The 18,231-nt window shown below is 71.8% G+C and carries 18 protein-coding genes; 8 read left to right on the top strand and 10 right to left on the bottom strand.

What is annotated here, in order from left to right; translation table 11 throughout:
• Positions 1-5: 5 nt before the first annotated feature.
• Complete coding sequence (locus ACO0M4_RS07680; RefSeq protein WP_430368992.1) at positions 6-1,046, bottom strand: MBL fold metallo-hydrolase; 1,041 nt, start codon at positions 1,044-1,046, stop codon at positions 6-8.
• On the opposite strand from ACO0M4_RS07680, the gene ACO0M4_RS07675 reads away from it, so the two are divergent.
• Positions 1,023-1,700 carry a hypothetical protein gene (locus tag ACO0M4_RS07675; protein WP_430368991.1) on the top strand — a complete coding sequence of 226 codons (678 nt, stop codon included), beginning with the start codon at positions 1,023-1,025 and terminating at the stop codon, positions 1,698-1,700. The genes ACO0M4_RS07680 and ACO0M4_RS07675 overlap by 24 nt on opposite strands.
• A gap of 90 nt (positions 1,701-1,790) precedes the next feature.
• On the opposite strand, the gene ACO0M4_RS07670 is transcribed toward ACO0M4_RS07675, so the two are convergent.
• Together ACO0M4_RS07670 and ACO0M4_RS07665 are read right to left on the bottom strand one after the other, a co-directional pair.
• A complete protein-coding gene (locus ACO0M4_RS07670) occupies positions 1,791-3,059 on the bottom strand; it encodes an aminotransferase class I/II-fold pyridoxal phosphate-dependent enzyme (RefSeq protein ID WP_430368990.1) in 1,269 nt (422 codons plus the stop codon).
• A 598-nt stretch (positions 3,060-3,657) separates the two neighbouring features.
• Entirely contained in the window at positions 3,658-4,122 is a 465-nt protein-coding gene (locus ACO0M4_RS07665; RefSeq protein WP_430368989.1) for a GNAT family N-acetyltransferase, read from the bottom strand.
• Positions 4,123-4,553: 431 nt separating this feature from the next.
• On the opposite strand from ACO0M4_RS07665, the gene ACO0M4_RS07660 reads away from it, so the two are divergent.
• The 3 genes from ACO0M4_RS07660 (at position 4,554) to ACO0M4_RS07650 (ending at position 7,469) form a co-directional block, all read left to right on the top strand.
• On the top strand, positions 4,554-6,041 hold the full coding sequence (locus ACO0M4_RS07660; protein ID WP_430368988.1) for a bifunctional phosphatase PAP2/diacylglycerol kinase family protein: 1,488 nt from the start codon (positions 4,554-4,556) through the stop codon (positions 6,039-6,041).
• Positions 6,042-6,186: 145 nt separating this feature from the next.
• Positions 6,187-7,002: a methyltransferase domain-containing protein gene (locus tag ACO0M4_RS07655; protein WP_430368987.1), complete on the top strand. Its 816-nt coding sequence runs from the start codon at positions 6,187-6,189 to the stop codon at positions 7,000-7,002.
• A gap of 113 nt (positions 7,003-7,115) precedes the next feature.
• Positions 7,116-7,469 carry a VOC family protein gene (locus ACO0M4_RS07650; protein ID WP_430368986.1) on the top strand — a complete coding sequence of 118 codons (354 nt, stop codon included), beginning with the start codon at positions 7,116-7,118 and terminating at the stop codon, positions 7,467-7,469.
• A gap of 147 nt (positions 7,470-7,616) precedes the next feature.
• On the opposite strand, the gene ACO0M4_RS07645 is transcribed toward ACO0M4_RS07650, so the two are convergent.
• From ACO0M4_RS07645 to ACO0M4_RS07635, 3 genes are all read right to left on the bottom strand, one after another.
• Positions 7,617-8,537, bottom strand: a complete 921-nt coding sequence (locus ACO0M4_RS07645) for an NADP-dependent oxidoreductase (RefSeq protein ID WP_430368985.1) — start codon at positions 8,535-8,537, stop codon at positions 7,617-7,619.
• Positions 8,538-8,668: 131 nt separating this feature from the next.
• On the bottom strand, positions 8,669-10,708 hold the full coding sequence (locus ACO0M4_RS07640) for a DUF5107 domain-containing protein (RefSeq protein ID WP_430368984.1): 2,040 nt from the start codon (positions 10,706-10,708) through the stop codon (positions 8,669-8,671).
• A gap of 108 nt (positions 10,709-10,816) precedes the next feature.
• Entirely contained in the window at positions 10,817-11,722 is a 906-nt protein-coding gene (locus ACO0M4_RS07635) for an arginase family protein (protein WP_430368983.1), read from the bottom strand.
• 139 nt (positions 11,723-11,861) lie between these two features.
• On the opposite strand from ACO0M4_RS07635, the gene ACO0M4_RS07630 reads away from it, so the two are divergent.
• A complete protein-coding gene (locus tag ACO0M4_RS07630) occupies positions 11,862-12,197 on the top strand; it encodes a DUF6204 family protein (protein ID WP_430368982.1) in 336 nt (111 codons plus the stop codon).
• Between the two features lie 65 nt (positions 12,198-12,262).
• On the opposite strand, the gene ACO0M4_RS07625 is transcribed toward ACO0M4_RS07630, so the two are convergent.
• The 4 genes from ACO0M4_RS07625 to ACO0M4_RS07610 all read right to left on the bottom strand — a co-directional run bounded on the left by ACO0M4_RS07625 (position 12,263) and on the right by ACO0M4_RS07610 (position 15,854).
• Positions 12,263-12,667, bottom strand: coding sequence for a glyoxalase superfamily protein (locus ACO0M4_RS07625; protein ID WP_430368981.1), 405 nt, complete (start codon positions 12,665-12,667; stop codon positions 12,263-12,265).
• Entirely contained in the window at positions 12,664-13,296 is a 633-nt protein-coding gene (locus ACO0M4_RS07620; RefSeq protein WP_430368980.1) for a GNAT family N-acetyltransferase, read from the bottom strand. Before ACO0M4_RS07620 ends, ACO0M4_RS07625 begins: the two co-directional genes overlap by 4 nt.
• 146 nt (positions 13,297-13,442) lie before the next feature.
• Positions 13,443-14,885 carry a CoA transferase gene (locus ACO0M4_RS07615; protein ID WP_430368979.1) on the bottom strand — a complete coding sequence of 481 codons (1,443 nt, stop codon included), beginning with the start codon at positions 14,883-14,885 and terminating at the stop codon, positions 13,443-13,445.
• A 51-nt stretch (positions 14,886-14,936) separates the two neighbouring features.
• Positions 14,937-15,854 carry a DUF2867 domain-containing protein gene (locus ACO0M4_RS07610; RefSeq protein WP_430368978.1) on the bottom strand — a complete coding sequence of 306 codons (918 nt, stop codon included), beginning with the start codon at positions 15,852-15,854 and terminating at the stop codon, positions 14,937-14,939.
• A 46-nt stretch (positions 15,855-15,900) separates the two neighbouring features.
• Here ACO0M4_RS07610 and ACO0M4_RS07605 point away from each other — a divergent pair, with 46 nt between their 5' ends.
• From ACO0M4_RS07605 to ACO0M4_RS07595, 3 genes are all read left to right on the top strand, one after another.
• Positions 15,901-16,584: a TetR/AcrR family transcriptional regulator gene (locus ACO0M4_RS07605; protein ID WP_430368977.1), complete on the top strand. Its 684-nt coding sequence runs from the start codon at positions 15,901-15,903 to the stop codon at positions 16,582-16,584.
• 185 nt (positions 16,585-16,769) lie between these two features.
• Positions 16,770-17,957: a cytochrome P450 gene (locus tag ACO0M4_RS07600; RefSeq protein ID WP_430368976.1), complete on the top strand. Its 1,188-nt coding sequence runs from the start codon at positions 16,770-16,772 to the stop codon at positions 17,955-17,957.
• Positions 17,958-18,006: 49 nt separating this feature from the next.
• Positions 18,007-18,201, top strand: coding sequence for a ferredoxin (locus tag ACO0M4_RS07595; protein ID WP_430368975.1), 195 nt, complete (start codon positions 18,007-18,009; stop codon positions 18,199-18,201).
• Positions 18,202-18,231: the final 30 nt, after the last annotated feature.

Below are 18,231 nucleotides of genomic sequence, written 5' to 3'. Positions count from 1 at the left end.
CGCCCTCAGCGTTCCTCCAGCACCCGCGACGCCCCCACCGGGAGGTCCCACAGGTCCGACCGCGGGCGGCCGGTCGCCGCCCAGGCGGCCCGGATGCGGTGCAACGGCTCCAGCGGCGGTTCGGCGGAGAGCAGGAACGTCGACCAGTGCATCGGCGCCAGGCACCGCGCGCCCAGGTCCTGGCAGGCCCGTACGGCCTCCTCCGGGTCGGTGTGCACCGGCCGCAGCATCCAGCGCGGGTCGTACGCCCCGATGGGCAGCAGCGCCAGGTCGATGTCCCGGAAGCGGCGGCCGATCTCCTCGAACCAGTGGCCGTAACCGGTGTCACCCGCGAAATGGATCCGCCGTCCATCGGGGGCGGTGAGCACCCAACCGCCCCACAGGGAGCGGCAGGTGTCGGTCAGCGTCCGCTTGCTCCAGTGGTGTGCGGGCACGAAGTCGATCCGCACCGGGCCCTCGGGGCCGGGCAGTTCCACCGCCTCCCACCAGTCCAGGTCGGTGATGCGGGTGAAGCCACGCCGTCGGGCCCAGGCCGCCAGCCCCGCGGGGAGCAGCAACGGGACGTCGCGCGGCAGCCGCTTCAGCGTCGGCGCGTCCAGGTGGTCGTAGTGGTTGTGGCTGACGACGACGGCGTCGATCGGCGGCAGGTCCTCCCAGCGGACCCCCACGGGGGTGACCCGGGCGGGCGTACCGAGGATCTTCCGGGACCAGACCGGGTCGGTGAGGACGGTCAGTCCACCGATCCGGATGACCCAACTGGCGTGCCCGGCCCACGTCAGCGCGATGGTCGCGGGCCCGACGTCCGGCATCGGGCCGGGCTCGAAGGGGAGTTGCTGGATCTGCTGGAGCGTCTCGGGAGACGGGCGGAGCTTGCCCTCCCGCGCGATCCGGGCCAGTGCACGGACGCCGGGCAGCGGCGCGGTCAGCCGGTCGGTGAAGTCCCGGGGCCAGGTGCGGGGCTCCTCCAGCGGGCGCGGCTCGGCGAGCGGCGGCGCGGTATCCGGGAGCGCCGCGGTGGCGGTGTGCCCGACCGTACCCGCGACCACTCCAGCGCCGAGCCCTTCTGTAACGGCGTTACATTCACCGACCACGACGCTACGGTCGCCGACGGACCGGTCGTTGGCACCGCGGTCGATGACACTGCGGTCGCTGGCACTGCGGTCGCTGGCACTGCCGTCGTTGACGCCGCGGTCGATCACGCCGCGGTCGATCACGCTGGGATCGCCGGCACTGCGGTCGCCGGCGTTGACGCTGAGATCGCTGATGCTGAGCTCGTCGGCGGGAAGGCCGTCAGCGTGCGCGGCGTCCGCGGGAAGGGCATCCGCGTGCGCGGCGTCGGCGTGACGCTCAACTCCGTGCCGGTCAACGACCTGACGGGTGCCGTCGTGACATTCATCGGCGCCCGCACGCTGCTCGGCGCGGGCGGGCTCGTCCAGAGAGCGTCCAGCGGGAGAGCGCTCGGTCTGTTCGGTCATCCAGGGGCTCCATTCGATGGCCGGGCGGAACCGGAGTCACGAGGCGGGCGGGTGAGCTGCGGCGGGAACACGGAGACGAACACAGAGGCAAAGAGGAAGAGGAAGACGGAGACGGAGAGGAAGACGGAGAGGAAGACGGAAACAGAGAGGGGGAAAGAGGATGGGGACAGAGGCGAAGGCGGAGACGAAGGTGAAGGCGGGCGCTCGGGCAGAAACGGAAGCTGAGGCTCGGTCGGGCAACGAAAGGCCGGGAAACCGGCGCGGCACCGGCACCGGCACCACGCCGCTGCCCCGGACACCGCTGCGGCCGGCAGATCAGCTGTCCTCGCCCCCCTCCGCGTTCAGCCCCCGTCCCTCGGCGAACCGCTGCCCGTCCGGAGGCGGCCCACTCAGTTCGACCAGCGTGCGCTCCAGATTCCGCAACCCCACCCGCACGTGCGGCAGTGCCAGGGGATCCGCCGCGTCCAGCACCCGCTGCCGCAATTCCATATCGGCGCCGAGCAGGGCGGCCGCCCCCAGTCGCACCCGCAGGGCGTCCGGGGCGTCCTCGAAGCGGTGGCCTCCGCGGGCCGCCCACGGCGTCAACTCCCGCTCCAACGCGGCCGATCCGGCGATCCCATGGGCGCCGAGCGGCCGCCGCAACGGTTCGAGGTCGGCGTAGACGTGACTGCCCGCATGCGGCGGGCGGCAGAGCGCACCGGCCCCGGTGAGCGTGCGGTACAGCGCGCCGGTGAGCGCCCCGTACACCCGGGCGACGGCCGCGGTCCGCTCCCGTACGGCGTCGGGTTCACCGAGCGCATGGGTGACCGCACAGACCAGCGGCCCGGGAAGCGGGGTGTCCAACCGGGCGAGCGTCCCGAACACCGCGTCCCGTAGGACGGCGCCCCGGGGGGTACCAGGAAATCGGGCCAGCGCAACCGGCCAGGAGACGGGCAGCAGCGCGGCCCGCAGATCGGTCAGCACCACGACCTCGCCGGGCAACATCTCGGCGGGGCTGAGTACCACGGTGTCGTGCGGATCGTGCAGCAGATCCCGCCGCGACTCGTCACTGATGACCCACAGCCCCTCCTCGGCCGCCGCCTCGCACACCTCGTGCAGTTGCTCCGGCGGCGGACAGGTGCCGGTCGGGTCGTCGGCGACGGAGAGAAGCAGGACACGCGGGGTGTCGCCGTGCATCCGGGCCCGTCGTACGGTCTCCAGCAGCGCGAACGGGTCCGGCAACCCACCTGATTCGGCCGGCACCGGCATCAAGTGGACCGGCCGGCCGAGCAGCCGGGCGGGCGGCGCGTACCACTCGGCACACGGCCGCGGCAGCAGCACCGCACCATCGGCCGCGGCGTACAGCGCGAGGAGCAGGATGGCCGCCCCGGGGGCGGCGAGCACCCGGTCGGCGGGGGTGAACAGGCCGCGGCGCTCCCAGTAGCCGCAGGCGGCGGTGCGCAGCGGTTCGGAGCCGCCGGGGGGTTGGAGGGCGGTGCGACCGGCGGCGGCGGAGAGGTACGCGGCGAGTTCCGGGAGGACCGGCAGGCCCGCCGGCGGGGCCGGATCCGGCTCCCGCTGCGGATCCGGTGCGGTCCGCTGCATCCGTACCTCCACTCCACGGCGGCCGGTCGATCGTGGGCCCATCACATGATGAACGGCCCCGACCACCTTCGCAGATCACGGGGTGGCGACCGGGGACGACACGTCAGCGGAGGGCGACCACTGGAACGGAGGGCCGGCTACGGCCAAACGGGGCTGACTACGACCAGACGGACCATCGCCTCGCCCGGCAGTACGTGTGGCAGCAGGTGCGGCAGTAAGTGCGGCAGCACGTGCCCAGCCGGTGTCTCGGCGCGCATCGCAGTGCATATAGCGGCACGCATCGCAGTCCGCGCCGCCATACGCACCGTCGTACGTGCCGCCGTACGTGCCGCCATCCCTGCCTCCGTACCTGCCGTGTCGCAGTCATCCCCCCCGTACGAGCACCGCAGCGCACCTCACACGACGAACCGCAGGACCGGGCGCAGGACGGACGCCGGACGGACGCCGGACGGACGGCAAGACGGGCACAGGACGGGCGCCGGATGGACGGCAAGACGGGCGCAGGACGGGCACAGGACGAATCAGGGAGCCTGCGGACCGCTCGGCAGACGGACCGCCCAGCAGACGAACCAGCAGGCACCCTCACCCCGCCCTCCCCCTACGCACCCACCTCCCGCCCGCCCACGGGCGCCTCGTACCGGTGCACCGTCACCTCTTCCGTCGCGCCGGACACTCCCCACTCCTGCCGCTCGGTGCCGCGCCGCACCCAGCCCCGGCGCTCGTACAGCGCAACGGCCGAGGTGTCGGAGGTCTTCACCTCCAGGACGAGCCGCACCCCGCGGGCTGCCGCCTCCGCCTCGACAGCGGCCAGCAGCCGCGCGCCGAGGCCGTGACCGCGCGCGCCTGGCGAGACGTAGAGGCGGCTGACCTCGCGCCCGCACAGCGCGGCATGGCCGAACACCACCCCACCCGCCTCGGCGACCCAGGCGGCGGTCAACCCCTCCGGGGTGAGCCACCGCACCGGTTCCCCGGGCCAGTGGTGGGGGTAGCCGCTGTGCGCATGTACTTCGGCGAGGACCGCCACACAGCCACCGAGATCAGCATCGACCCGCCTCCGAACCACCCACGGCACCCGTGCATCCACCCCTGCATCCACCCCGGCCACGCCGCCCCACGCCCCGTTCATCGTCGCCCCCACTCATCCATCCCTGCATCAGCCCTCATCCTTCATACGTCATCCCTCATCCGTCATCCCCCATCCCTGCTTCCGCATCTTCTTCCGCACCCCTACTCCCACACCAACCACACGGTCCACACAGCGCTCATCCACCCAGCCCCCCCACATTGCCCCACTCACAAACGCATTCCCGCACGCCCATATCCACGCAGCCCACATCCACGCAGAAGAACGCACCTCCCAAAAGACCTGGAACCCCAAACCGGAACTCCTGACCCGGAACCCGGAACCCGGAATGCCGCAAGCCGCACCTCCCCTCCCCCCACCCCATCGGATGCCCCCGGCCTGCCCGGCCCGTCCGGGGGTACAGGTGACCCATGCGAACGCGAACGCTCCTCACCAACCTCGACCGGTGGGCCTTCGACCGGATCGCCGCACGCGAATGGCCGGGCGCCCAGCACGTACTGCCCCAGCTGACCCGCAGCGCCAATCACGGGCTCCTGTGGTTCGGCGTCGCAGCCGGAGCGGCAGCCCTCGGCGGGCGGCCCATGCGTCGGGCCGCGCTGCGCGGCGTGGTCTCGTTGGCCGTGGCCTCCGCGACGGTGAACACCCTCGGCAAGCGTTCCGTGCGCCGCACCAGGCCGCTGCTGGACGCCGTCCCAATGATGCGGCGGCTGGGCCGCCAGCCCTTCACCTCCTCCTTCCCGTCCGGGCACGCGGCCTCGGCGGCCGCCTTCGTCACCGGTGTCGCCTTCGAGAACAAGTGGTGGGGCCTGGCTCTCGCCCCGCTCGCCGCCTCCGTGGCGTTCTCCCGGGTGTACACGGGCGTGCACTATCCGGGCGATGTGGTGGCGGGCGCCGCGCTCGGCGTGGGCGCGGCCTTCGCGGTCCGCGGCGTCGCGCCGACCCGCGCCCAACTGGCCCCGCCGGCCCGGCCGCGCGCCAAGGCGCCCGCACTGCCCGGCGGACAAGGACTGTTCGTGGTGGCGAACGCGGGCTCCGGGCAGCGCTCGGGCCCGCGCCCCGACCGAGCCGCCGAGGTGCACGGAGTACTCCCGCACGCCGAGGTGGTGGTCTACGGCAATCCGGACGGCCCGTCCCTGGACAAAGCGCTGGAGGAAGCGGCTGAGCAGGCCAGGGCGCAGGGCGGTGCGCTGGGCGTACTCGGCGGTGACGGCACCGTGAACGCGGCGGCCACGGTCGCGGTTCGGCACGGCCTCCCGCTCGCGGTCCTGCCGGGCGGCACCCTCAACCACTTCGCCTACGACCTGGGCATCGAGACCTACGCGGACGCGGCGCGCGCCGTGGAAAGCGGCGAGGCCGTCGCCGTGGACTTGGCACGCTTCCGGGCTGAACCACACCAGGAGGGCCGGCACTTCCTCAACACCTTCTCCATCGGCGCCTATCCCGAACTGGTACGGATCCGGGAGCGATGGGCGCACCGGATCGGTGCCTGGCCCGCCGGGATCCTCGCCGCGTGGGAGGTGCTGCGCTCTGCCGCACCACTGAGCCTGGAGATCAACGGTGAACGGCGCACCGTCTGGCTGCTGTTCGTCGGCAACTGTCAGTACCGCGGTCTGGGCACCGCTCCCGTACGCCGGCACGATCTTGCGGACGGCGTACTCGACGTCCGGGTGGTGCACGGCGGCCGGCTGGCCCGCACCCGACTCCTCGCCGCCGCCCTCCTGGGCACCCCGCGCAGTTCCCCGGTCCTGGGCGAGGCCCGCCTGCCCCGGCTACGCATCGGCGGCCTCCCGGACGGCACCCCACTCGCCTACGACGGCGAAGTCACCACAGCGCCGGGCAAGTTGACCCTGGAGAAGAAGAACGAAGCCCTGACCGTCTACCGCCTCCTCCTCACCTGACGCGCCCACATTGCAAGACGCATCTCTCGCAATACGAGACGCCGGCGTACGGTGTGAGAGCAGCACACCGCAGGGCATCCGCACCCGGCCGTGGCCCGTCACGGCCTTGTGCGACAGCCCCCAATGTCCACGAAGGAGCCGATCCATGCCACAGGAATCCGCCGTATACACCCACGGCCACCACGAGTCCGTACTGCGCTCTCACACCTGGCGCACCGCCGCCAACTCGGCCGGATACCTGCTGGATTCACTGCTGCCCCACATGCAGATCCTGGACATCGGCTGCGGCCCGGGCACCATCACCGCCGACCTGGCCACCCTGGTGCCGGATGGCCAGGTCACCGGCCTGGAGCACGCATCCGGCGTACTGGACCAGGCCCGCGCCACGGCCACCGCCCGCGGTGTGGAAAACGTCCGCTTCACGGTCGGCGACGTCCACGCCCTGGACTTCCCCGATGACACCTTCTGCGTGACCCACGCCCACCAAGTCCTGCAGCACGTGGGCGATCCCGTGCAGGCTCTGCGCGAGATGCGTCGCGTCACCAAGCCCGGCGGCATCGTCGCCGTTCGCGATTCGGACTACGCAACCATGACCTGGTACCCGGAGGTTGCGGGGATGGCCGACTGGCTGGACCTGTACCACCGGGTGGCCCGGGCCAACGGCGGCGAACCGGACGCCGGACGCAAGCTGCACGCCTGGGCGCGCCAGGCCGGCTTCACGCAGGAGAACATCACCGCGACCGCGAGCGCCTGGTGTTACCAGACCCCGGAGGAGCGGGCCTGGTGGTCCGAACTGTGGGCGGACCGCACGACCTCCTCCTCCTACGCCAAGATCGCGGTCGACGGCGGACATGCCACCACGGACGACCTGACCCGCATCGCCGCGGCGTGGCGGGAGTGGGGAGCTCAGGAGGACGGCTGGTTCGCCATGCTGCACGGCGAGATCCTGTGCCGGGTGTGACGTAGCGTCAGTTCGACATTTCCGCCACCCCGTCTCCATTGCGTCGGCACGTCACGGTCACACGGTCATCCAAGGTTCGCGCAGCCGCAGGAAGCCCAACTAGGCTGTTTCCTATGGACATTCTGGGGACCTCACTTCGGGTATGTGTCGGCGACCTCGATGCCGCGGTCAACGTCTACGAACGGTTGACCGGCGCCGAGGCGGTCCGCTTCCAGCGTGGCGGGGTGGCGGTCGCGGCGGTCGGGTGCTTCTTCCTGATGAGCGGCCCCGAGGCGGAACTGTCGGTACTGCGGAAGATCGCCGCGACCATCGCCGTGAAGGACGTCGATGAGGCGGTGGCCGACCTCACCGCGGTCGGCGCGGACGTCATCGCCGGACCTCTGCCCACCCCCATCGGTCGCAATTTGATTGCCCGTCACCCGGACGGTTCGGTCTTCGAGTACGTCGACCGCAACCCGGTCGCCTAGGTGCAATACCAGTGGCATGGAGGCCAGTTCGACCGTCTGATCCGCGGAGGCGTTGCCCTTCGGCGGGCTCGGCTGCCGCTGAGTCACTGGCACTGCGCCTGGGTATCGTCGCGCGCCGCGCGGTGCCCCGCGTCACCTGCATGCCGGTCACACCTCCAGGATGATCTTGCCTCGGGTGCGGCCGGCCATGCCGAGGCGGAACGCCTCGGCGGCTTCTTGTAGTGGGAACACCGCGTCGACCGGCACGGTCAGCTTTCCCGCGTCCGCGAGGATGGCCAGGGCGGTCAGGTCGGCGCTGTCCGGTCTGACCCACACCACGTGGCCGCCCTTCGCCCGGACTTCGCCGTCGGCGATCGACACCACGCGACTGCGGTCCTTGAGCACCTCCTGTGAGACATCCACGGCCCCGCCGCCGACGAAGTCCAGGGCGACGTCGACGCCTTCGGGCGCCAGGGTCCGGACCCGGTCCGCGAGCCCGTCGCCGTAGATCACCGGTTCGGCGCCCAGGGATCGTAGGAAGTCGTGGTTGCGCTCGCTGGCCGTGCCGATCACGCGGGCCCCCTCGGCGACCGCGATCTGGACCGCCAGTGAGCCGACTCCGCCGGCGGCGGCGTGCACCAGCACCAGGTCGCCCGCCTTGGTCCGGGCCCGCTTGAGTGACTGATAGGCCGTCAGTCCAGCCAAGGGCAGGCCGGCGGCCTGTTGCCAGCTGAGTGAGTCGGGTTTGCGGGCCAGGGTGCGCACGGGTGCGGCGACGAGTTCGGCGTAGGTGCCGTGTTGCACCTCGTCTTTGCGGACGTAGCCGATGACCTCGTCGCCGACCGCGTACTCGGAGGCGTCGGCACCCACTGCCTCGACCACCCCCGCAACATCCCAGCCGGGGATGAGGGGGAAGTGGACGTGCATGATGTCGTGCAGGTAGCCCGCGACGATTTTCCAGTCGACCGGATTGACGCCGGCGGCCTTCACCCGGATCAGCACCGAGTCGGGTCCGACTTTGGGGTCGGGTTGCTCGGAGTGAGTGAGTACTTCGGGGCCGCCGTAACTGTTCGTGGTAATTGCTTTCATGACCGTCACAACGCGTGACGATCCGCGAGGATTCCGCGTCCGCGCGATCTTTCTCAACTGGCATATGCCAGCGTGGTGCGCGGCGCGAACCGGGCGGTGTCGGCGGCGCCGCCCGGCCCGCGCCGCGTCCGCTACGCCGGCTCCGCCGGCCGCATCCGGAACTCGTACCGCTCCGGCAGCGGATGCTCCGCACGAGCCCGCGCGGCAATCTCCGCAGTGACCGGGCCGTCCCCCGCCACCAGCCGCTCGGCGATGGCGTACCAGGTATCGCTCAGCACTTCGGCGCCCTCCCGTAGGTCGGCGATCTCGAAGCCCTCGTCGAAGATTTCGCGTGCCGCCCGCGGCTGTCCCTGGTCGAGCAGGACCCGTGCCGCCAGCAGACGGAAGCGGCCGTCCGCACGGTCGGTCGGGCGCAGTGCCGCGAGCATTGCGGCGGCCCCGTCGGCCCGGTCCGCCGCGAGCAGCGCGGGAATCGCCGTGCGGGCGAGGGCCGGCAGGATCTCCCGCCAGACCCGGGCGCTCGCCGGATCGTCGGACGCGGCGCACTTGGTGGCGCAGGCGAACGCTTCCGAGAACCGGTCGGCGGCGCGAGCGGTCTCGCCCGTCACGCCCTCGGCGACGGCCAGGCAGTACAGCGGCAGGCAGCCGGCTCCGTGCGCCAGCGCGCGCTCCCAGCTGCGCACCGCCTGGGCGCGGTCGCCGGCGTGCCACTGGGCGAGCCCGAGGTGGTACTCGACGGCCGGTCCCGGACGCGCGGATTCCAGCAGGTCGCGCCAGGCCGGGGAGACCGGCGCCGGTCCGGGGACCGGCCCCGCGGCCGGCAGTTCCCCCGTGCGGAGCAGCGTCAACCAGGGCTGTTGCGCGGCACCCAGCGTGGCCGGGTCGAACGGTGTGCCGGGGAGGTCCAGGCCCGCGCGGGCCACTTCGAGGGCGCCCCAGCCGGAGCCGGTGGCCAGTTGCTCCTTCGGTTCCTGGTCGGCGTACGGGAGCCAGGCGGCGTACGCGGCATCGACGTCGGCCCGTGGCAGCACCGTCGACAGCCGGGTCTCGACGGCGTCGCGCGCCGCCGTCCAGTCCGCGCCGTGCACCGCGGCGGGGTCGGCGGCCAGTGGCCCGTACGCCTCCAGCCAGGTGAACTCCCCGCCGGCGTCGAGCGGGACGTGCTCCAGTTGGGTGCGGGCCAGGCCCGCCTGGATCTCCGCGTAGCCGGCCGTGCCGGGTTCGGTGAGCCACCGCTGCCAGCGCCGGCCGGCTCTCCCGGATCCCCACAGGAAGAGCTTGCGGCCGGGCAGGGCGTCAGTGGAGGTCTGTACGAGGCCGTGGCCGTCGCGGTCGAGGGAGGCGATCCAGGGGCGTGCGCCCTCGGGCAGGTCGTAGAAGTAGTCCGCGGGGTATGTGCTGCGCAGCGGGTAGGTGCGGTCGTCCCCGTCGGACTCCGGTACGGGAACGCGGCGCAGGGTGCGTTGGTATCCGAAGTGCCAGGCCGCCTCGGCCGGGGCCAGTACGCGGGTGTGTGCGTCTTCGGGGACGGCGGTGTTGGACCACCAGTAGGCCGGGACGGTGTGATGGTGCGGGTTGCGGATCCGCACGCCCACGTAGAGGAACTCCGCGCCGTCGGGCAGCCAGAGGTCCACCTGGAACGGCAGATCGCGCAGCCGCTCCCACTCCCACAGCCGCAGCATCACGCCGCCGTCGGGGGCCGACACCCGGGCGGCGTGCAGCGGGGCGCACGCGAGGGTGGTGTGCCCGGTGGCGCCGATGTTCCACTCGATGCCGCCGGAGAACCACGCCCCGTTGAGGGCGAAGGCGGCGGGTTGCAGCACCGGGTTGCGGTAGAGGAGTTCGCGACCGGTGGGCTTGAGATGGAGGGAGTACACGCGGCCGCCGAGCCCGGGCAGGACAGTGGCGCGCAGCCGGTCGTTCTCGATCACCAGCGCGTCGAGGTCGGTGGGCCGGCGATCGCGGCCGTAACCGTCCCGCATCCGGGTGGGCTGGATCGAACGCAGTGGTTGATAGCCGATCTGTCGCGCCATGTCGGCGGGCAGGGCGGTGTCCCGGGGGATTTCGATGTGGTGCACGTCGCCGGCGTCGTGCAGCGCGGGCAGCGGGTTGTCCGGGCCGAGGGCGGCCAGGGGAAGGGTCAGGGTGGTGCGTCGCACGCTCGTGGCCACGGCTGCCTCGCAAGATCGGACCGGACCGCCTCGGCTGCGGCGGCCCCCTGTTGACCATGGAACAACGTGATGGTCCGTCTGAACAGGGCACCTGGTGGCCGGGTGGGGTCAGGGTTGCGCAAAGACGCCCTCAAGGAGGTCGGCCAGGAGCGCTGCCCCGGAGCCGTCGGGGTCTCGGTCCGGGTCGTAGATCGCCACGGTGATGCCCACGCAGCGCGGGGAGGCCGCCAACGGGGCCAGCAGTGCCCGCAGTTCCTCGGTGAACAGGCCGCCGGGGTCGGGGCTGTCCACCGCCGGCATGACGGTGGGGTCCAGCACGTCCGCGTCCAGGTGGATCCAGAAGCCGTCCAACGGGGAGTTCTGGAGGTGCCGGAGCGCTGCCCGCGCGATCGCTTCCGGGCCGCGCCGCCGGATCTCGCCGACGTTGGTGCAGCTGATGCCGAGTTGGGCCAGCTCTGCCTGGTCCTCGTCCGCATCGCGGACCCCGAGGAGGCTCACGTCCTCGTCGCGGACATACGGGCGCAGCCCCTCGATGTCGGTCAGATCGGCCTGGCCGCGGCCGGTGATCTGCGCGACGCCCTCGCCGGCGACGGCGCCGACGGGGCCGGACACTTCGGTGTTCCCCGGGTGCCGGAAGTCGCCGTGTCCGTCCAGATAGGCGACGCCGTAGCGCCCCAACCGTCGCAGTGCGAGCACCGCCCCGAGCAGGATGCTGCAGTCGCCGCCGAGGACGACTGGGAAGTCGCCGCTGCGTACGTGGCCCTGTACCCGCCGGGCGAGCCGCGCGCTGTACGAGGCGATCGCCGGGGCGTGGAAGTCCCCGTCTCCCTCGCGCCACTCCCCCAGGCCGTAGCGGGGCGGCACCACCACTCCGCCCTCCAGTGCCCCGAGCCGCCGCAGCAGTCCCTGTTCCCGCAGCGCTCCGGCGAGCTTGTAGCAGCCGGGCACCGTACCGGGCGCGGGCGGTCGCAGTCCCAGGTTGGACGGGGCATCGATCAGCACGTTCCGGCGCATACGGCGATCGTAACGGGCGGCCGGCAAACGGCCCGTCGTTGCAGGGGGTTGCACCGTAATAACCGGGCGGTGCGGGTTTCGAGCGCATAGCCTCTAGTGCTGCACAGAGGAACGGCCGAGCAGAACGGAAGCGGTGGAGATGGCCACGCAGCACACCTACCGAGTGATCGTCCGCGGCAAGTGGGACAACCTCACGGAGGAGGCCCGGGCGAAGCTGCTCGCTGAGGTGGCGGAACACGGGCTCGCGCAGATGCGGTTCACCGCCGAGGGCTCGTTGTCCTACGACACCGCGTTGCACGCCTTCAGTTACCGCTACGTCATCGTCGCGGACGCCGAGTACGGCGAGGAGATGGCCGCTGCGCTCGGTGAGGAGAAGGCGGCGGGCGCCCTACGGGCGGCGGGGCTGGGCTATCGGGAGCTGCGGTCCACCGCGACCGACATGGACACGATGAAGATCAACCGGAAGGGCCGGTAGCGGCCCTCCCGGTGGCACGTCTCCTGTTGGTGCGTCTCCTTTGGTGCGTCTCCTTTGGGTGGGTGTCAATTTCCCGGTTGCTGCGGGAGCGGCTCGTTGAAGCGGAGCCGATTGCCGAAGGGGTCGGTCAAGGTGAGGCAGGTGCCGAACTCGTCCTCCTCCAGGCCGGGCCGCAGGTAGGGGTAGTCCTTGGCGGTCAGTTCGGCGTGCAGGGCGCGCACCCCCGTCAACTCGACGTAGACGGTGGAGCCGGGGGTCGCATCGCCGTGGTGTTCCGAGAGGTGGAGGACCAGGCCGCTCCGGGAGACCTGGGTGTAGAGCGGCATAGCGGGTGCGAAGCGATGTTCCCAGTCGATGGTGCAGCCGAGGTAGTCGACGTAGAAGGCGTGGGCCTTGGCGACGTCGAAGATCCGGAAGATCGGTACCGCGCGTCGGACTGCGACGTCCCCCGTGGCCTGGGAATCACTCACTCCGCTTCGCCGCCCCTCGGGATGTCCCGGTAGGCCGGGTCTGCCTCCTGGTCCGCCTGGCCTGTCTGGCCTGTCTGGTGTTCCTCGTCCGCCCGAACCATCTCGCGGGTGATGGCCCAGCGTTCGTGATCGCGCCAGGCGCCGTCGACGAAGAGGAAGTCCGGGGAGAAGCCCTCCAGGCGGAAGCCCGCGCGCTCGACCAGGGAGATGGACTGCTTGTTGGACGGCTGGATGTTGGCCTCCAGGCGGTGCAGGCCCAGGGGGCCGAAGGCGTGGCGGAGCACCAGTCGCAGGCCCTCGCTCATCAGGCCGCGTCCGGCGGCGGGGGCGAAGGCGCCGTAGCCGATGGCGCCGCTGCAGAAGGCGCCGTGCACGATGTTGTTGATGGTGAGGTAGCCCGCGATGCGGCCGCTGTTGTACTCGCAGATCAGGAATCCCTCGCGGAGGGGTTCTTGAAGTCGCGCCAGGTACCCGTCGAACGCGGCGTCGCTGTCCGGGGGGAAGAGCCAGGGGCGGTGCAGATCGGCGCTCTGTCGGCTGAGCCCGGTGAACTCCTCCCGGTCGTCGGCGGTGAAGTGCCGGATACCCACCCGGGGGCCACGCGCAAGATAGCGGTCGGTGCTCGTCATCAGCAGATCGTACGAGGGGTGGTGGCACCGGACCAACCGTCCCGTTCTTGCGGACGGCGTGCCGCCCCATGGACTCCGGGCGGCCGGTCGACCGGCCCGGAGGCCACGGGTTCCGTCCGGTGCGGGACGGAAGGGTGCAGGTGCGTTCAGCGCCATACGGGTGCGTCGGTGCCGCAATGGCCGGGCGGCGTAGTCCAGTTCACCGGGCTGCCTTCGAAGGACACCGGAGGAAGTGCGTGCTGCAGCCGGCCTACGGGGCTGTCGGTTTCGCGGAGGTAGCGGGCGGGGTCGTAGTCCGTAGGGGCGGTGGGGTCTGTGGTGTCTTCGAGGGTGGTCGGCTCGGGCACGTCCTTCAGGTCGTGCGTCAGCCAACGCGCCGTACGGGCGAGTGCCAGTGTCGCGAGGCGCGAACCGCCGGTCCGGGACTGCTCGGTCAGTGACCGCAGTACGGCGGCGGCCAGCAGGTACCCGGTGCCGTGGTCCAGTGCCTGTGCGGGCAGCGCGCCCGGGGTGCCGTCCTCGTCCGCCTCGATGGCGGCGATGCCGGTCGCGACCTGTACGAGGCTGTCGAATCCTCGTCGGGCCCCCCAGGGGCCGTCGTCGCCCCAGGCGGAGAGCCGGGCCACGATCAAGCCGGGGCGGCGTTCGGCGAGGGTCTCGGGGGCGAGCCCGAGGCGGTCCAGGGCACCGGGGCGGTATCCGGTCACGACGACGTCCGCCTCGGTGAGCAGCGCCTCAAAGGAGGCGCGGCCGCTGCGGGACCCCAGGTCCAGTGTGGTGGAGCGCTTGCCGAAGCCGGTGTCGCTGTGGGCGTCCTGGCTCTCCGGGAGCTGCGGGGCGTCGATGCGCAGGACGTCGGCGCCGAGGAGGGCGAGCGTCCGAGTGGCGACGGGGCCGGCGATCACCCGGGTCAGGTCCAGGACGCGCAGCCCGGCGGCGGGCAGCACGGGGTCGCCGGCGCGGGCCGGCAGCGGGCGCGGTGCGGTGCCGGCGCCGAGGGTCTCCCGCGTCAGCAGCGGGTGCCGGGCGACGGTGGCGCCCTGCTCGTGGGCGGACCACTCCTCGGGGGTGCGGGCGGCGATGGCCAGTCCGCCCGCCGCGTAGACGGCCTCCTGGAGCTCTTCGGACCGTCGCCCGGCGATCTCGGCCTCGGCGTCCGCGGGGCCGGCGGTGTCCGGGAGGCCCAGCGCGCCGAGCAAACGGGTGCGGTGGTGCGGGTAGTTGGCGTGGGTGCGCAGCCAACCGTCGGCGGTGCGCCAGAAGCGGGAGAGCGGCGCGAAACTCGAGGGGGCGCGGCCGTCGATCCGCAGGTGTCGTTCGCTGACGAAGGCGGTGGCCACGGCTGCGTCGTCGACGTGCACGGCGGGCCGTGGGCCACCGTCGCGCTGTGCGGCCAGTTCGGCCGCGGCGAGCGCGCAGACGGCCACCGTGGAGCGGGCCAGGGCCATGACCGGGAGACGGGCCGCCAGCAGGCCGGGCGGCCCGCCGTAGGAGATCCGCTGCGTGAGTGCGGGGTCGCCGCCGAGCGCTGCCCATGCCTGGTCCGTACCGGCGGTCTGCCGCCGTCCCGTGTCATCTCGTTGCACCATCAATCGAGTGTGGCACCGAGTGCCATCGATGGCTAGTAGTTCGGGTCTTCGTCAGCGGTCTACGGGGTGCTGCGCCGACCAGCGTTCCCCGGCGCCGGGCGCGGCCAGTGCCAGCTTGCGGTGGGCCCGGCGCAGCACCCCGCGGACCACGACGGGGTGAATCCGGCGGATCGCGGCCAAGTAGAGGCGTCCGCCGTGATGGTGGGTGTGGACCACCGTGCCGAGGGTGACCAGGTCGTCGGCGACCAGGAGGGAGGCACGGAAGTCCAGGTGCCCGGCGTTCTTGCCGAGCAGGATCTCGTCGCCCTGTCGGGCGAAGATGCGGAACGGCGCCTTCCGCAACACCCGTTCCCATGCTTCGGGTTCGCGTGGCATACCTGGGCGCAGTGGCATCTGCCAGGCGTCCTGGAAGTCCGTCCGAGAAAAGGCACTGCGTGCCAGGCGGGCGTCCTCCGGTAGGGCGACGGCCACCGGCCGGTCCCATTGGAGGCGGTTGAACAGCCGCACCCGGAGCGAGCGGCGGGCGGGGGTGCGGAGGTGTCCGGTGGCTGCGCGTTCGAGGTTGTCGAGGAGTTCTTCGGTGACGGCGCCGTGGACGGCACCGATCGCCAGGTGCCAGGCGAGCCGGCGGGCGAAGGGGAGCCGGGACTCCAGGACGTGGTCGACCCGGCAGCGGTCCGGTCCCAGGGGGTGGACGGTGAGTTGGTGGTGGCCGGCGCTCTCCCCGGAGTGGCCGGGGGTGAAGGCGAAGCGGATGCGGCGGCCCGGTTCGTAGGCGACGACGCGGTAGCGGACGGGTCCGTGGCCGCCGTCGGCACCGACGCCCAGGGGGCGGTCGAAGCGCAGGGGCGGCCAGGCGGGCGCCGGGAAGAGCGGGTCGGACTCGCTGCCCATGTGGTCGAGCAGGGCCCCCACGGCATCTGCGGGGGCCTGGACGGTGCGGGTATGGGTGTCGCGGACGGCGTGCACGGAGCACCTCCATACGGTGGCGTATGCTTTTACCGTACGCTACCGTATGGTCATGGTGCGAGAGCGAGCGAAGGGGACCGGCGGCGGCGCCGCACGGCAGCGGCTGACCGTGCAGGACTGGGCCGACGCGGCCCTGGCGGCCATGGGAGAGGGCGGCCTCGCGGCGGTCGCCGTGGAGCCGTTGGCGGCCCGGCTGGGCACCACGAAGGGCAGCTTCTACTGGCACTTCGCCAACCGCGACGCGCTGATCGAGGCCGCCCTGGACCGCTGGGCGGAGACCCGCACCGAATCCGTGATCACCGAGCTGGCCGACGAACCCGACCCCGGCGAACGGCTCCGCCGACTGTTCCTGCGGGCCACCCGCCGGGCCGCCGAGGACCCGCTGGAGGTCTCACTGCTGGCCTCCGCGGCCGATCCCCGGGTGTCGGCCGCGCTCGCCCGGGTGACCGACCGCCGTATCGGCCATATCGCGGCGCTCTTCGCCGAGTTGGGCTTCCCGGAGGACGAGGCGCACCGCCGCGGCCTGCTCGCCTACACCGCCTATCTGGGGCACACCCAGCTCAGCCACTCGGTCCCCCGGTCCCTGCCGGCCGGCCCCGCCCGTGAACGCCACCTGGACGCGGTGTTGGAGACTCTGTTGCATCCGGCGGGAACACCCGGGACCGCTCCGAACGTTCGACAATCGAACCCGCAGCACCGAGCAGCGGAGCCCACTGCCGAGAGGGGGTGAAGGCACCCGACGCGGCACCCAACAGGACCGCCACCGCGCCATGTCGGCCGGCGAGCGGTGCCCGGCACACCACACACGGAGATCAGCGCGGCGCGCACGGCTCGCCTCACAGCAGGCACGTGACACGGCAATCGGCAGTGACGTCCTCCTGGCGAGCGACTCACCCCACCCGCACGGGAGGAACCGTGACCGAAACCATCTCCTTCCCCCAAGACCGCATCTGTCCCTACCACCCCCCGACGAACTACCGGCCGCTGCGCGAGTCCGGCCCGCTCTCACACGTCACCTTCTACGACGGCCGCAAGGTCTGGGCGGTGACCGGGCACGCCGAGGCGCGGGCGCTGCTGGTCGACCAGCGACTGTCGTCCAACCGGCAGAATCCGGGGTTCCCCATCCCGATGAAGCGGCTGGAGGGCATCCGGCGGGTGCGGACCCCGCTGATCGGTATGGACGACCCCGAGCACAACACCCAACGCCGCATGCTGATCCCGAGCTTCAGCGTCAAGCGGATCGCCGCGCTCCGACCGCAGATCCAGCAGACCGTGGACAACCTCCTGGACCGGATGCTGGCACAGGGCCCACCCGCCGAACTCGTCTCCGCGTTCGCCCTGCCGGTCCCCTCGATGGTGATCTGCTCGCTGCTCGGCGTCCCGTACGCGGATCACGAGTTCTTCGAGGAGCGGTCCCGCCGCCTCCTGCGCGGCCGTTCAGCCGAGGAGAGCGAGGGGTCCCGGATCGAACTGGAGGGATATCTCGCCGAGTTGATAGCCCATAAGGAACAGGTGCCGGGCGACGGTCTGCTGGACGAACTGATCGCCGAGCGGCTCCAGGCCGGCACGCTGCAGCACGAGGAACTCGCCCGGTTGGCCATGGTCCTGCTGGTGGCCGGCCACGAGACCACCGCCAACATGATCTCGCTCGGCACCTTCGCCCTGCTCGAACACCCCGACCGACTGGCCCAGTTGAGGTCCGACAAGAGCATGATGCCGGCCGCGGTCGAGGAGTTGCTGCGGTTCTTGTCCATAGCCGACGGCATGCTGCGGGTGGCTACCGACGACATCGAGATCGCCGGCCACACCATTCGCGCCGGCGACGGTGTGGTGTTCTCGACCTCTCTGATCAATCGGGACGAGACGGCCTATCCGTCACCGGACGAACTCGACTTCGACCGCTCGGCCCGCCACCACGTCGCGTTCGGTTTCGGCATCCACCAGTGCCTGGGACAGAATCTGGCCCGCGCCGAGTTGGAGATCGCGCTGCACTCGCTGTTCCGACGCATCCCCGATCTCCGACTCGCCGTGCCGGCTGCCACGATTCCGTTCAAGCCGGGGGACACTCTCCAAGGAATGATCGAACTGCCGCTGGCCTGGTAGCGCCGATCGGCACCACCGGAGGCGGCACGCCAACGAAAGGGGTCCGTCAATGCGGATCACCATCGACACGAATCGCTGTATCGGCTCCGGGCAGTGCGCGCTGACGGCGCCGTCGGTCTTCACCCAGGACGACGACGGGTTCAGCGCGCTGCTGCCGGGCCGGGAGGACGGCGGGGGCGACCCGCTGGTGCGGGAAGCCGTCCGCGCCTGCCCCGTGCAGGCCATCGAGGTTGCGGAGGACTGACGCCGGCAGGGCCCACCGCGAACGACACGG

The organism is Streptomyces sp. RGM 3693 (assembly GCF_050471125.1).
Lineage (GTDB): Bacteria > Actinomycetota > Actinomycetes > Streptomycetales > Streptomycetaceae > Streptomyces.
This window is presented reverse-complemented; position numbering and strand designations above follow the sequence as displayed.